14 protein-coding genes and 2 tRNA genes are annotated in these 12,755 nt (G+C 33.8%); 5 read left to right on the top strand and 11 right to left on the bottom strand.

The features are described from left to right. Nucleotides 1-87: 87 nt before the first annotated feature. Nucleotides 88-933 (top strand): oxygen-dependent tRNA uridine(34) hydroxylase TrhO, encoded by an 846-nt coding sequence (gene trhO / locus JSQ73_RS03700; protein ID WP_214249643.1) that lies wholly within the window; start codon nt 88-90, stop codon nt 931-933. Here the strand turns inward: trhO and JSQ73_RS03695 are convergent. After that, nucleotides 930-1,331, bottom strand: coding sequence for a hypothetical protein (locus tag JSQ73_RS03695; RefSeq protein ID WP_214249642.1), 402 nt, complete (start codon nt 1,329-1,331; stop codon nt 930-932). The two genes, trhO and JSQ73_RS03695, sit on opposite strands and share 4 nt — an antisense overlap. A 138-nt stretch (nt 1,332-1,469) precedes the next feature. Here JSQ73_RS03695 and JSQ73_RS03690 point away from each other — a divergent pair, with 138 nt between their 5' ends. After that, entirely contained in the window at nt 1,470-1,628 is a 159-nt protein-coding gene (locus JSQ73_RS03690) for a type II toxin-antitoxin system RelE family toxin (protein WP_019236727.1), read from the top strand. A gap of 550 nt (nt 1,629-2,178) precedes the next feature. On the opposite strand, the gene JSQ73_RS06640 is transcribed toward JSQ73_RS03690, so the two are convergent. The 6 genes from JSQ73_RS06640 to JSQ73_RS03660 all read right to left on the bottom strand — a co-directional run bounded on the left by JSQ73_RS06640 (nt 2,179) and on the right by JSQ73_RS03660 (nt 7,496). Beyond that, complete coding sequence (locus JSQ73_RS06640; protein ID WP_214249641.1) at nt 2,179-2,385, bottom strand: DnaB-like helicase C-terminal domain-containing protein; 207 nt, start codon at nt 2,383-2,385, stop codon at nt 2,179-2,181. Nucleotides 2,386-2,772: 387 nt separating this feature from the next. Further along, nucleotides 2,773-2,994 carry a type II toxin-antitoxin system RelE family toxin gene (locus tag JSQ73_RS03680; protein ID WP_234301643.1) on the bottom strand — a complete coding sequence of 74 codons (222 nt, stop codon included), beginning with the start codon at nt 2,992-2,994 and terminating at the stop codon, nt 2,773-2,775. Next, nucleotides 2,978-3,211 carry a hypothetical protein gene (locus tag JSQ73_RS03675; protein ID WP_214249640.1) on the bottom strand — a complete coding sequence of 78 codons (234 nt, stop codon included), beginning with the start codon at nt 3,209-3,211 and terminating at the stop codon, nt 2,978-2,980. The genes JSQ73_RS03680 and JSQ73_RS03675 overlap by 17 nt, the downstream gene beginning before the upstream one ends. An 844-nt stretch (nt 3,212-4,055) precedes the next feature. Then, nucleotides 4,056-4,142, bottom strand: a tRNA-Ser gene (locus JSQ73_RS03670). Between the two features lie 52 nt (nt 4,143-4,194). Further along, nucleotides 4,195-4,971, bottom strand: coding sequence for a DUF2163 domain-containing protein (locus JSQ73_RS03665; RefSeq protein ID WP_214249639.1), 777 nt, complete (start codon nt 4,969-4,971; stop codon nt 4,195-4,197). A gap of 482 nt (nt 4,972-5,453) precedes the next feature. Further along, nucleotides 5,454-7,496: a WD0745 family porin gene (locus JSQ73_RS03660; protein WP_214249638.1), complete on the bottom strand. Its 2,043-nt coding sequence runs from the start codon at nt 7,494-7,496 to the stop codon at nt 5,454-5,456. 398 nt (nt 7,497-7,894) lie between these two features. Between JSQ73_RS03660 and JSQ73_RS03655 the strand changes: the two genes are divergently transcribed. Next, the gene (locus JSQ73_RS03655; protein ID WP_234301642.1) at nt 7,895-9,139 is read left to right on the top strand and encodes a lipase family protein; all 1,245 of its coding nucleotides are present in this window, start codon (nt 7,895-7,897) and stop codon (nt 9,137-9,139) included. A 42-nt stretch (nt 9,140-9,181) separates the two neighbouring features. Here the strand turns inward: JSQ73_RS03655 and JSQ73_RS03650 are convergent, their stop codons facing one another. The 4 genes from JSQ73_RS03650 to JSQ73_RS03635 form a co-directional block, all read right to left on the bottom strand. Next, nucleotides 9,182-10,009, bottom strand: coding sequence for a 3'-5' exonuclease (locus JSQ73_RS03650; RefSeq protein ID WP_214249637.1), 828 nt, complete (start codon nt 10,007-10,009; stop codon nt 9,182-9,184). After that, nucleotides 10,002-10,886 carry a GTPase Era gene (gene era, locus JSQ73_RS03645; protein ID WP_214249636.1) on the bottom strand — a complete coding sequence of 295 codons (885 nt, stop codon included), beginning with the start codon at nt 10,884-10,886 and terminating at the stop codon, nt 10,002-10,004. Before era ends, JSQ73_RS03650 begins: the two co-directional genes overlap by 8 nt. 62 nt (nt 10,887-10,948) lie before the next feature. Further along, nucleotides 10,949-11,377 carry a hypothetical protein gene (locus JSQ73_RS03640; RefSeq protein ID WP_234301641.1) on the bottom strand — a complete coding sequence of 143 codons (429 nt, stop codon included), beginning with the start codon at nt 11,375-11,377 and terminating at the stop codon, nt 10,949-10,951. A 122-nt stretch (nt 11,378-11,499) separates the two neighbouring features. Further along, nucleotides 11,500-11,572: transfer RNA gene (locus JSQ73_RS03635), tRNA-Gly, on the bottom strand. A gap of 151 nt (nt 11,573-11,723) precedes the next feature. On the opposite strand from JSQ73_RS03635, the gene JSQ73_RS03630 reads away from it, so the two are divergent. Beyond that, on the top strand, nt 11,724-12,344 hold the full coding sequence (locus JSQ73_RS03630) for a ribonuclease D (protein ID WP_214249635.1): 621 nt from the start codon (nt 11,724-11,726) through the stop codon (nt 12,342-12,344). A 79-nt stretch (nt 12,345-12,423) separates the two neighbouring features. Continuing rightward, nucleotides 12,424-12,750, top strand: a complete 327-nt coding sequence (trxA, locus tag JSQ73_RS03625; protein ID WP_064085368.1) for a thioredoxin — start codon at nt 12,424-12,426, stop codon at nt 12,748-12,750. Nucleotides 12,751-12,755 lie beyond the last annotated feature (5 nt).

The raw sequence follows: 12,755 nt of genomic DNA, 5'->3' as shown, positions 1-12,755 counted from the left end.
CTAGAGATATCCAGTAATTAACAGCCGTCCTATTGAATATCTTCATAATTTTATATATTATGTTTTAAATCGATAAACTAATTAATTATGAGTTTTGTTATTGTAACTTTCTATCATTTTGTAAAACTCTCTAATTATTATGACATGAAAGACGAAATAAAAGTTGCATGTGACAACGTTGAATTAAAAGGCACTATACTCCTTGCAGAAGAGGGTATTAATGCAACTGTATCTGGAGAAAGAAACGCAATTGATAAAATACTTGATTTTCTACGTTCTGATGACAGGCTAAAAGGTCTGACGTGGAAAGAGAGCTCGTCAGAATATCAACCATTTAGTAAGATGAAAGTGAGATTAAAAAGAGAAATTGTGAATCTTGGTGTAAGTAATCTCGGTACTTCCTTTAGAGGCCAGTACGTTGATCCAGAACATTGGGATGATTTTGTCTCTCAATCTGATGTTTTAGTGATAGACACACGAAATGAATACGAAGTAAAACTAGGCAAGTTTAAAAATGCAATCAATCCACACACTCAGCGTTTTCGCGATTTTCCTCAGTGGGCAGAATCATTTTCTGAGAGTAAAGACCTGAAAGTAGCTATGTACTGTACTGGTGGAATCAGATGTGAGAAATCTACAGCATATATGAAAAGCCTTGGATTTAAAGATGTTTACCATCTTAAAGGCGGTATTCTTTCCTATCTTGAAAAAACTGGTAATAAAAGTGGTAATTGGGAAGGCGAGTGTTTTGTTTTTGATGATAGAATTGCTGTTGATCACTCACTCGCCCCAAGTGATAAAATAAAATGCATATTCTGCTCAAGTAAAGTTTCAACTGATGAGCTGAAATCAGTTCCACGTGGCCAGGTAGTTTGCTCTAATTGTAAATCTTTAAGTATTGAAAGAAATTCAAAATACAACACGAACCTTTAACAACTTCTTTCTCTTTGCATACTTGTAACCTTAATTTTATCAAGGCATTTACCTACAACATAGCCCGCTCCAGCTCCAAGTAACGCACCAACTATAGCAAATGCAATCAACACTACACCAGAACCGCCAATAAGAGCTAAAGTTTCTTGCCCTAAACAACATGATGCAACTAGACCAGCAACTAAACCAATTCCTACACCTATACACCTAAGTTTCATATTATTATCTCTTCTAGATTTTATGTTATGACTAGTATCATGATCTCCAAAACCAAATTCTTTGATATCTTTTCTTTCTTTTATAAAATTGATAAGGTTACATATTTCTTTGTTACTTGTGTCGTTATGCAAATCATATAAATTTATAACGCCATCGTTTACATGTTTTTCAAAATCCATTTTATTTTTCCATACTATTAGAATATATTTTTACTACACTTAATGTCTTAATAATTGGTAAATTCCCATATAAGAATAAGTAGATAATCTTACCACTATAGGTGGGACTAAAGCGCTATAAGATTAAATTCTTGAAAAATGTTGGTAAGAAGAGCTTTTCCAAAAACAATAAAGTTAAGAGTTGAAGAGATAGTAAAAGAGCGACTTACAGTTAATCCAATTGATTTTGGTGAATCGTTTTGTTACAAACTCAAAGGATACAGAAGACTGAGAACTGGCGATTATCGTATCATGTAAATGCTGCAAAGTATAAAGTAACCATTGTTTCAATAAAACAAAGAAAAGATATTTACGAGTCTGAGGCTCCATACTAATATCCTTCCAGTATTAACTTACTGTAACCTTTCCGATTGATCCACTCCTATTCTTTGTAACGTTGATCTATAATTCGTTATGAGCGTCGGTTTATAGTAGCTGTCTTGTAGAGTAGTAAAACTATGTCAGCGTCTTGTTCCTGACTCTTTCAGGTCTGCTAGTTGCGGTCTTTTGTTTTGTCGGTCTTCTACGATTTATTTGCGATAGTGCTACCTTCAAAATCTTTGGCGATGTTCTTTAGAGTTCTACTGATCTCTAAGAGTTCTATTCTCAGTTTTTCCTGATCCTCTGAGTAGCTGCAGGTAGTCAATGTATATGCATTTTATGCTACAAATTGATTCAATCTTTCTCCTCAGCACATTTAAATTTATATTGCCTGAGTTATCGATGAGAATGTTTAAAAATGTTATTCCCTCGATATAAGAAGTCCATATTTTGGCTCTTGAGAATGTTATTTATTGTCTCGTTGATTTCAATGCTGATTATTCAATTGATTTGTTGACATCTTGAGTGAGAAGAAACAGACATATTCATGATCGTTTGGCAGCTTTGCGGCCTGCAGAGACATGTATAGTCCTATAGAAGTCTTGCTAATTGAAGTGCGAGCGGCAAGCACAGAGAGCTCTCCTTCTTTGAAGCCACCTGTTATTCTATTAAGTTCCCCTATTCCTATTGTCATGCCTTCTATTCAACTCGTGTTTGCGAGTAGTTTATTGATATAGTTTTTGTAATCTTTGAGGTAATCGAAGATTGGTCTCATCGATCCTGACCCCTTCTTCCTCTTCACTTTAAACCGGAGGCTCCTCAAACTTAAGATCTTGTTTCGTTGCCTCTCCCAATGAATTATATATATAATATAATTCATAGTGGGCAGTACCAAAAAATGAGTTATTTTTGAGCTGAGCAAAGCCACCTAAGGTGGAGAATGGATCAGGAAAGAGGGCTGTATAATATAATATTTATAATTTACTTACTTAACGAAACAGAGTTTATTGAAAAACATAGTTCTTAAGTACCTTCAAAGCTTTCTCGTAAATGATATCCCTATGTCCTATTGTAACGATAGTTACTTCATGTTTTTTGTGTCTGCACAATACATAATACGGTAATCGCCAACTCTTAGTCTTCTGAACCCTTTAAAGCTATGATATAAAGGCTCACCAAGATTCACTGGATCGACTGTAAGGCGTTCCTGTATTGCTTTGTTTATTCTTAATTCTATTTTTATCGATAAAGATGGAAGATCTTTTTCAGTGACATTCTTCAAAAATTTAATCTTGTAATCCACTTGATCTCCACTTTACATCTTTGTAATCAACTGTTTCTACACCTTCAATATCATATTGATCAGCAACTACAGATAGTAAAAAATCTTCCATTTCACGATCTATTACTTCTTTAAATAGCCTTTCTGCTAATTCTTGAGTGGGCTGCTTAGTGAGCTCAACTAGCTTAGCAAAATGCTGTAAAGTTTCTTTACTGAAAGCTAAATTAGCGTTTGCCATAAGTTTTACCAAGTTCTACTACTGCATAATTATACAACATTTGCCTAAAATTTTCAATAAAGAAAGCGAAATAATTATACTAATATTAATACTTATATATTAATATATAACTTTTTAAGTAGAATGTTATGTTTGGGAATCTTACAAGTTTTAAAGATAAGTTCAATGCCCTAGAGCAGCAAGATGATTAACCAATACAACATGGAGCAACACGGGATCTGGGAGAAGTACTGAACCATGATCCGTACGATGGACATTACTGATGTCACAGAGAGTGTGAAAAGAACTACACTAAATGGTACGAAGAACTAGATAAATCTATGTGCAAGGCCAGATGCAATAGACAATATCAAGCTCCAGAGAAATCTCAGAGTTCTGAATATTCTTCACAAGCTAGTGACATAAAGAGTACATTAGAAAATATTGGAGATAGTTTCTATACTCTTGCAGATTCATTTTCTGTTCTGTAGAAGGTACAGGTGTGAGGCTTCTTTATTTTTTCCTAAAATTTTCAATAAAGAATTGTATTGACAGATTGAGTATACACGGGTATTAGCTTTTGCTGAGGTTAGGGAGAAATGACACAGACTAAGTATAGTATTGCAAGACATTATTAGAAATAAGGAAGGTATGCCAGAAGCTGGCTACTGGATCATACTTCTATGATAACAACTACTCTTCGTCATCAAAAATCAAGAAGGCTCTGCAACTTGATGAACATCAACTCTATTCTTTTATTGACGTAGATGACTCTGAAAAATTGCGGAGCTGAAGTGCTAATGCTATATGGTTATTACGTTTAAGAACAAAACGGAAAATCCTATGTTATACTAAAAATAATGTGCGGAAAAGGGGGGATTCGAACCCCCGACATATTTTCATATGTGCACGCTTTCCAAGCGTGTGCTTTAGACCGCTCAGCCACCTTTCCATACTTATTCATAATATTAAAAATTATGCTGCTAAACAACTGGTATATATGGTTAGCCACGGAGATTCACAGTATTGTTAAACTTATTTTTGCACGTTAAAAACGCTTTATCACAACCTGCAAGTATCAAATATTTATCTCCGGTAGAAATTTGATATGGAGGAGAAGCAAATAATGTAACTACTTTATTTTTGTATTCTTTAACTACAACTTCAAATGTTGCTGAACTAAAGAATTTTACCACTCCGTGCTTATAATATCCATCACTTTCGATCAAATTAATGTCTTCAAATCTTCTTTCATCTATCATTTTAGTAATTGTGCTCATTCTGCTAAACTTTTTATCATCAGCTTTACATCTATCATCGCAAAATTGTGCCCTGCATACAGGAGAATATAGCTCTGTTATGCTTCTCTCAAGCTTTGTCGCAAGATCTCTAATTTCAGCGATAAACCTCCCACTATTTAATGTTACTTTACCAAAAGTTCCTGCATGCAAATTCATAATTCCCTGACTCAAATCTTTATAATTCACAAGAAATATTTCAATATTTGCAAAGTCATACCTTCCTGATAAAACATCTTTTTCTTTAATATCAGCACTATTTAATATTCCTTCAATTTCTAGATTATCAGTTTTTAAATCGCTACTTAATATTATGCTACTAGTTGTAAACCCACTTGAAGATTTATAGAGTATATTATTGAGATTTAAATCTTCATCATAATCAGTAAATCCCATTACTTCTCCACTTACAAGTGTTAATTTCCAGCAAGTAGCGATGGTAAGTAATTCTCCAGCTAAATGGTTTTTTAGTTTGGTTTGCATACTGCTTAATTGATTGAATTTGAAAACGTTCGATAGGTAAGGGATGATGATAATTTATCCATTATCTGAGTAGCCATAGGGTGTCATGCCAGCGCCCAGACATTGGCATCTAGTTAAATTTACGAGTATAAAAATGTTTCTGATGATGGAAAAATAGATTCCAGTGTCAGAATGACGTTGCCTTGAATGGAGAACAGTGCGTAATGCACCAAAAGTTGTGCGCTAAAATACAAGACTTCTTCTGTCATTCAAGCGCTTGACACTGGAATCTAGACCAGATTGAACACTAAGCTGATAAGTGGAAAGGCTTATGTTAAGTTTTTGATTGGATCCAAGTTTCTGGACACTATGACTTATTGTGTAAATTAAAGGAAGTGTTTATAGACATACTAAAATGATATCCTATATTTGCTTGATCGACAATAAAATACTAACAGAAAAACACACACCACATTCAAGCTGTGGTGTGTATTGTTAAATAACTAGAAAGAAAACTTCACGCCAGTGATGAGAAGAACTCCTTTGTTGGAAGGTACATCAGTACCTTTTTGATCTTTCAATGCACTTTTTTCATCAGTCATAAAATAATGTAAGGCTGCATAAGGAACAAACTTGCTCTTATTGCAAGAAGATAGGTCATATTGAACACCAAGTGCAACATCATGAAGCATATCTTTATCATTCATTGCGCTGCCAAAGTATGTCAAACTTGTATAGACATTTTCATATTGATAGCCAGCACCTGCAGTCCAATACATGGTGTCCTTGTCATTAAACTGACTTAATCCATCTTTTCTAACATTATCACTAGTATCTTTATATTCTTTTAAAGCAGTGTCGAGTTCCTTGATAATCTTCGGTTGACCAGACTTGCCCAAATATGCAAAAGAAGCAGCAAATTTTATATTTTGACCTTCGTCAATTTTATAATCAGCACTTGCACCTAAATTAACACCCATCAAGTTATTGTACTCTATGAATTCCTTATAAAGGTGCTTATCTTTACTCGGTTGCTTTGAAAACCCATATTCACCAACTACGGAAGTTTTAACTTTTATATTATGTTTACTAAAGTCATATTCATATGACGCACCAGCACTTATTATATGCTGATAATCTGGTCCAACATGTCTTAACATTTCCTCATTCTTTACCCCTGTTACCGTATTACTTGAATCTTTGAGGAGATCTGGAGCTATTTCTTTTACAACGGATAAACCACTATCGTAGCGAGGTGAGTAGCTAAGACCAAATCTTGCACCCATATAATTCGGCGAGTAGTAAGCAGCTCTAAATGGCAATGTGGTCATAACCTCTTTGTTGTATTTTCCTGCCATACGGAAGGAGAGTTTTTCGCTCTCGCTCGAGAAGCTTTCAGTGTAAAGACGTGGTGTTACGTAAAATGGGAAGTTTGCAGCACTTCCTTCTAAGTTTACTTTTCTGAACCAGTCACTATCTGCAGCTCCATCAACAGTTGCAATTCTTGTTGCATCAAGTCTCACCAGAGACTCAGGACCAAACTGATAGCCAAGTTTCAGATTACCATATTTTGAATTCAAAAACACATGTGCACTTCTACCTCTTGCAGCATTCACGCCTTGTGAAGCTCCTTTACCTTCAGTAACTGGAACATGGAATTGTACATCGGCACCATAATGAACACCAATATCCTCATTTTTATTTTCAGCTCTTAAGTGCAATATTGCATCTGAAATCATGCCCATGTTTTCACTGTAATCACCAATATTCCCTATCCCTTTAGGAAATATTGGATTTGCTCCTTTTATACTATCTGGAGTATTGTTAAAATAATCTGTAGATTTACCTGGCATAACATTATAATGGTTATAGCCACTTAGCCCATGGTTACCATAACCTTGAGAATCAACAACGCCACCGAAAGTTATTCTTAAACCATCCCCTTGATTGGGATTGATATTATCAATCCCACCAACTGAAATAATAGGACTTGCCTTACCTTTTTCCTCTGTATTGCTGTTAACAACTTTTACATCCTTTTTTATATCTTTAGCTTCAATTTTAGCATTCTTAGTTTTAGAACCCTTAATTTTTGACTTTTCTACATTAGAATTTTTAGTGCTTAGAGCTTTCGCCTTTGAATCCTCTATAAGCTTTGCTTTTTTCTCTTTTGCTAGCCTAATTTCATCTTTTTTCTTTTGTTTTGCTACTAATTTTAACTCTTCTTTTTTCTTCTTTTGTTCAGCTGCTAATTTTAACTCCTCTTTTTTCTTCTGCTCAGCTGCTAATCTTAGTTCTTCTTTTTTCTTAAGCTCCTCAGCTTTTTTTCTTGGATCAGCATTACATATCTTGTCCATTTTTTCTTTTAGTTTCTTATTTGACGTCTTCATCACTTCCATCTTTCCAGAAGTTTTGATTGACTCGTTAATCTCTTGCTTTTTTACTTCCTTCATACTCTCGTCAGAAAAGTCAGCAGCAAAGCCACTGAAAGAACATAAAGTCAATAGAGAAGCTAGAGCAGTTCTAGTATAAATAGATTTTTTCATGAAGTGCCCCCAAAAAATTTTAAAATCATAACATAAATAGTATAAAGGTGTTGAAAATCCAACTTAAAGCAACCTTATAGCGAAAATAAAAGTAAAATGCAATACTTTAAAAGCAACTTTCTTAATACGCTCAACTTGTATATTAACCAAAATTTAGTACAGAGGTTTGCTTGTTAATGTATTATAACTCTATACTTATTCTATGGAAGTAAAATTTACTCAAGTGAAAGTACATAAAGATTAAAATATTAATATAACTATTGACAATAATATTAGTTTATATTATAATTAGTGAATTATTGTTTTATTTTTAATAATCAAGGTATTTATGGATTTTAGTTTTTTACGAAATTGGTTTAGCACTACAGGTGCTGCTACAGGCTCAGAGCCAGGTAATATTGAACAGCCTAGACTCTATTTCAGTAGATGATGGCAAATACGAGATGAAAGAATATGACGATGAATTTGAGATCATTGAAGATTATGAATTTATAAATCGTGCTGATCCAAATGAGCCATGTTCTTTACCTTCTGACTATAAAATAGATGAAAGTATTGTAAAAATTGCAGGATTTGATAGAGAGAAATTATTAGAAATGGGTAATTTTTGCAAGATAAGCTATGGCGATGATGATGGTAAATTAAGTAAAAAAAGATGTAACAACTTAGCTCAAAGAGTATACAAAACTGAATTTGAAATTGTAGAAGATTTTGAAATTGTTCCATCTACTGAAAAAATGTATAAAACTAGAGCTGAACTCATCAACGAAGGTTATGAAATTATTCCATTTGGTAATAGCTTTGAAAAAGATGCTGGTCACGTTTTTATAAAAGGTAAAGAAATAACAATAGCTTACCATGGTACTCGTCTGAGCCAGAGTTTTAATGATGGAATTACTGATATAAATGTACTTTTTGCTACTTCGGAATTTTTACCTGAAGGTGGAAGAATTCATTGTGGTTTCTATAATTCATTTATGGATTCATGGCCTAATCTGTATGGCATTTTGAAGTCTCATGCTGAAAAACAGGGATCAGAAATCAAGGATTTTAAAATTAATCTCACAGGTCACAGTATTAGAGGAGCTATTGCTAAGATATCTGCTTTATGCCTCAATAAAACAGAAGGAGCTGAAGATGTTCATGTTGCAACTTTTGGTGATCCACGAGTTTTTGATCTTACTGCTAGTGAATTTTATAATGATGTTCTTCAAGAAAAAACCATTAGAGTAACTCAACATAGACAAGACCCAGTACCAGCGGTATCACCTGGTATTTGTGGTTATGCTCATGTAGGTGGACAATTGAGAATATCAGTACCTGAAGGATATTTTGTTCATCAAATAGATGGTTATCATGAAGCCATTAAAATAATGGATGAAAAGGATTTTCGATCGAACAATAACGTTTCTCTCTTTTATTACCCTTCGAGAATATTAAGTCGAATTAACTGTGCAGTTTTAGGTAATGCTCAATATTATGCTGCTAATTTAGGTAATTATATTCTTGGTGGACAAAATTTTTTCGAGAAAGTAAAAAAGGAATACCAAGATAAAAACTTAGAAAATTTTTCTAAGCTTGAACAAGCAAAAGTTAAGCAAAGGGCATATCAAAATGTCTTTTCTACTACAAGGAGTTTATAACTACTATATAGAGCAATCTAATGATTGCTCTATAGCATCTATTCATTTAAATTCAATATAAAAATTTTCACCAGAAGTTATTTTCCATTCTTCTTTAAATTTCTTTAGGTGTTCTTTTTTTTCGCATTCTAAAAGCAGTTCTTCTATGCTCTTATTATAGCTTTCTGTAGCAATTCTTCCTTGATGATGCATAAACCTCAAATAAATCAAATAAGTGTTAATCACATCTGTTTCACAATAATCGCGAATCTCTTGTATTTTGCCACTATCATATAAGTCCATAACTTGTGAACCATCAACTCCAATCTTACCGGGAAGATTAAATGCTGCGCAAACTTCGTTCATCTTCATTCTTGCAGAAGCTCCAAAATCAGAGAGAGATTCAAGCAAATCACAATGCCAATCACTACTGTACCTCTGATTGTAACTATTCCACTTATCGCCAGCTTTGTGAAAATATTCTGCTTGAGTGCCATGAACCATAGCACGGTACTTCAGTACCGGTATATCAAAAGTGCGTCCATTGAACGAAACTAGTCTTGGCTTTTTCTCTGATATGTAGTTAAAAAATCCCTTTACTAGCTCTTTTTCATTGGAGTTTACTGTGCCTCCAGATCTTATTTCTTGTAGTGTGAACATTTCATAATCGCTCTGGCGTGTTATATTACAAAGTAAAAAACTGATAACTACAACAAGGTGGAAGGGCTGACGCAGAAAAGAGTTTTGCCCGTTTGTTATTTCAAGATGATATTTTGTTAATGCGTTCCTCTTTTCTTCTACACTGCTATCATCACTAATATTTAGTAAATTCTTGCAGGAATTTACATCTGGTATAGTTTCAATATCAAATACCAACAAAGAATTAAGCATTACTTATATATTCCTCAAGGCGATCAGTCCAAGGTCGTACTTTTACGAACAAAAAGAGATGAACTTTACACTCAAATAACTTTTCCAATTCTGTACGCGCCTCGATATTAATTTTTTTTATGCTACTGCCGTCTTTTCCTAGCACTATTTTCTTATGATTATCTTTCAATACAAATATGATCTGTTTTATGACTAAACTCTTATCTTTTTTTTCCTCAAATTGTTCAGTTATAACAGCTGTAGAGTATGGCAATTCTTCACGTAGGTTCAAGAATAACTTCTCTCTTGTAATTTCTGCTGATAAAAAATCAGCTGAGGAATTGGTTACTTGATCTTCTTCATAGAACCAAGGGCTTATCGGTGCAATTTCAGATAAGTAATTCATCAAATTAGAAAGTCCATCATTCTTCAGTGCCGATATCGTAAAAATTTTTTCAAACTTATAAAGCAAATTTAGGTGCTCATGTGCCATCTTGAGCTCTGATTTCTTTACTAAATCAGTTTTATTGATAACCAAAATGCATCTGCCTTTTGTGCGCTCCAGTCGTGCAAATATCGTTTTTATTCTTTCTATATTTTTTAGGTAATTGTTTACATCAACAAGTAACAAAGTAATGTCACTATCCTTAACTGCTCCCCATGCAGATTTGACTAAAGCTTTTTCAAGATTTGTTTCTGCTGAAAACACTCCTGGAGAGTCAGTAAAAACAATTTGCGCATTGTTGCATATAGCAACACCCCTTACCTGCGTCCTTGTTGTCTGCACTTTAGGGGTGACAATTGCAATTTTCTTGCCTACGATGCTGTTAATTAGCGTTGACTTTCCAGCATTTGGCAAACCAGCTATCGTTACAAATAAGCATTTTTCTTCTTTCACAAAGGAAATTATAAAGAAAACTAAACGTTAACGTCAAACAACTTTTTTTAATTATCCTTTAACTAGCCCGTTTTTTCCTCTTTTGAAGAAAAACATTTTTCAACTATAGGTGATATAATATACTCATTCACTTTCTTAGCTATTGGTTTAATAATACAAGCTGTTGCAATTAACCCTGCGATTACTGATATGGGTGCTATCAACTCACCTGCTAAAGCTGCCGATTCCATTCCAAGCATTGCACCAGGGAAAACAGCAGTTGCAGCTGCAACAAGACTAACTCTAGTTGCAAAGCTTGCAGCACATAAACAAGCACCAATAATAAAACTTTTTTTGGAAAAATTTTTATTATAAATCATTATGCATGTAAATAAGGCTGCCAGAACAGAAGCAACAATTCCACCCATTACCAATGGTGATAGAGTTGTAAAACTAAGCGCTAAGCCTGTAAGTGCTCCTATTGATGTAGCTATACCTAAGGCAAATAACATTTCTTTATCATCATCATCTATACGGCCTCCTTAAATAATAATTTTCTAAAAAGCTTTTAGCTACTTTAAGCATAGCTGAACTAGTTGAATAAGTGAAGTAATTTTTTTTATGTTAAAAGAAGAGCGGGAGAAGGGGTTCGAACCCTCGACCTCAACCTTGGCAAGGTTGCGCTCTACCAACTGAGCTACTCCCGCAATGAAAATTTACTTATTCTTATTATAGGTGCATATCATAATTTGTAAACCCTACATACATGAAAATCATGAGAGCCAATTTTCTATGATCTTTTCGTATACTTAAAACTCATTTTTGATTATTGTATGTGTCATAAAACATATTAAATTTATGAGAATATTTATATATAAAGATGACCTGCCAGCCAGTGCAATACCGAATGATATAAAATCTATAGCTGTTGATACAGAGGCAATGGGGCTACTGCATAGCAGAGATAGATTATGCCTTGTGCAGCTTTCTTTTGATGATGGCAACGCTCACTTAGTTCAATTCAAAAACGATTATACAGCTCCAAATTTGAGAAAAATATTAGAGGATAAGAATATAACCAAAATATTTCACTTTGCGCGATTTGATGTAAGCATAATACATTATTATTTAAAAATCTGGGCACTGCCTTGCTATTGCACGAAAATAGCCTCACGTTTAATTCGCACTTATACAGATAGTCATAGCTTAAAAGAGTTGTGCTTAGAACTACTTGATATAAAATTAAATAAGCAACAACAATCTTCTGATTGGGGAAATGAAAATTTAACAGACAAGCAAAAAAGTTATGCTGCATCTGATGTTTTATATCTTCATAGAATAAAGGAAAAGCTAGATTTAATGCTAGAACGTGAAAATAGAAAAGAATTAGCCGAAAAGTGCTTTGAATTTCTTCCTACTCGTATTGAGCTAGATTCAATGGGTTGGGGGAGTGTAGATATCTTTAATCATCAGATGTAATCACTTCACTTGAATCCAGAAAAATTTAGTTGATCAGCTGTTAATTGATACGCTATATTTATAAAAATTTAGGTATTTTATGAGTGATGATATTAAAGCGGTAAATGATCAAAATTTCGAATCTGAAGTTGCTAACCACAAAGGATTTGTGCTGGTAGATTTTTGGGCAGAATGGTGTGGACCATGCAAAAGTCTGATGCCACGTATCGAGCAGTTAGCCAAGGATAGAAAAGACAAGATCAAAATCTGTAAGTTTGACATAGATGGAGAAACTGAAGTGCCAAGTAAGTATGGAGTTCAATCTATACCTACTTTAATCATATTTCAAGATGGTAAGGAAATTGCACGCAAAATTGGCGCAATAAATGATTTACACAGTTGGGTTGATAGTGAAATAAGCGAGTAGACAAA

It is taken from the genome of Wolbachia endosymbiont of Anopheles demeilloni, from assembly GCF_018491735.2.
GTDB lineage: Bacteria > Pseudomonadota > Alphaproteobacteria > Rickettsiales > Anaplasmataceae > Wolbachia.
The sequence above is the reverse complement of the archived record's forward strand: the minus strand, read 5'-3'. Positions and strand labels throughout refer to the sequence as shown.

Excerpts from the sequence above, each read along its gene's own strand:
- JSQ73_RS03675 (WP_214249640.1), bottom strand. The coding sequence starts at position 3,211 with ATGGCAAACGCTAATTTAGCTTTCAGTAAAGAAACTTTACAGCATTTT.
- JSQ73_RS03695 (WP_214249642.1), bottom strand. The coding sequence starts at position 1,331 with ATGGATTTTGAAAAACATGTAAACGATGGCGTTATAAATTTATATGAT.
- JSQ73_RS03630 (WP_214249635.1), top strand. The coding sequence starts at position 11,724 with ATGAGAATATTTATATATAAAGATGACCTGCCAGCCAGTGCAATACCG.
- JSQ73_RS03640 (WP_234301641.1), bottom strand. The coding sequence starts at position 11,377 with ATGTTATTTGCCTTAGGTATAGCTACATCAATAGGAGCACTTACAGGC.
- JSQ73_RS03665 (WP_214249639.1), bottom strand. The coding sequence starts at position 4,971 with ATGCAAACCAAACTAAAAAACCATTTAGCTGGAGAATTACTTACCATC.
- trhO (WP_214249643.1), top strand. The coding sequence starts at position 88 with ATGAGTTTTGTTATTGTAACTTTCTATCATTTTGTAAAACTCTCTAAT.
- JSQ73_RS03650 (WP_214249637.1), bottom strand. The coding sequence starts at position 10,009 with ATGCTTAATTCTTTGTTGGTATTTGATATTGAAACTATACCAGATGTA.
- JSQ73_RS03660 (WP_214249638.1), bottom strand. The coding sequence starts at position 7,496 with ATGAAAAAATCTATTTATACTAGAACTGCTCTAGCTTCTCTATTGACT.
- JSQ73_RS06640 (WP_214249641.1), bottom strand. The coding sequence starts at position 2,385 with ATGACAATAGGAATAGGGGAACTTAATAGAATAACAGGTGGCTTCAAA.
- trxA (WP_064085368.1), top strand. The coding sequence starts at position 12,424 with ATGAGTGATGATATTAAAGCGGTAAATGATCAAAATTTCGAATCTGAA.
- JSQ73_RS03690 (WP_019236727.1), top strand. The coding sequence starts at position 1,470 with ATGTTGGTAAGAAGAGCTTTTCCAAAAACAATAAAGTTAAGAGTTGAA.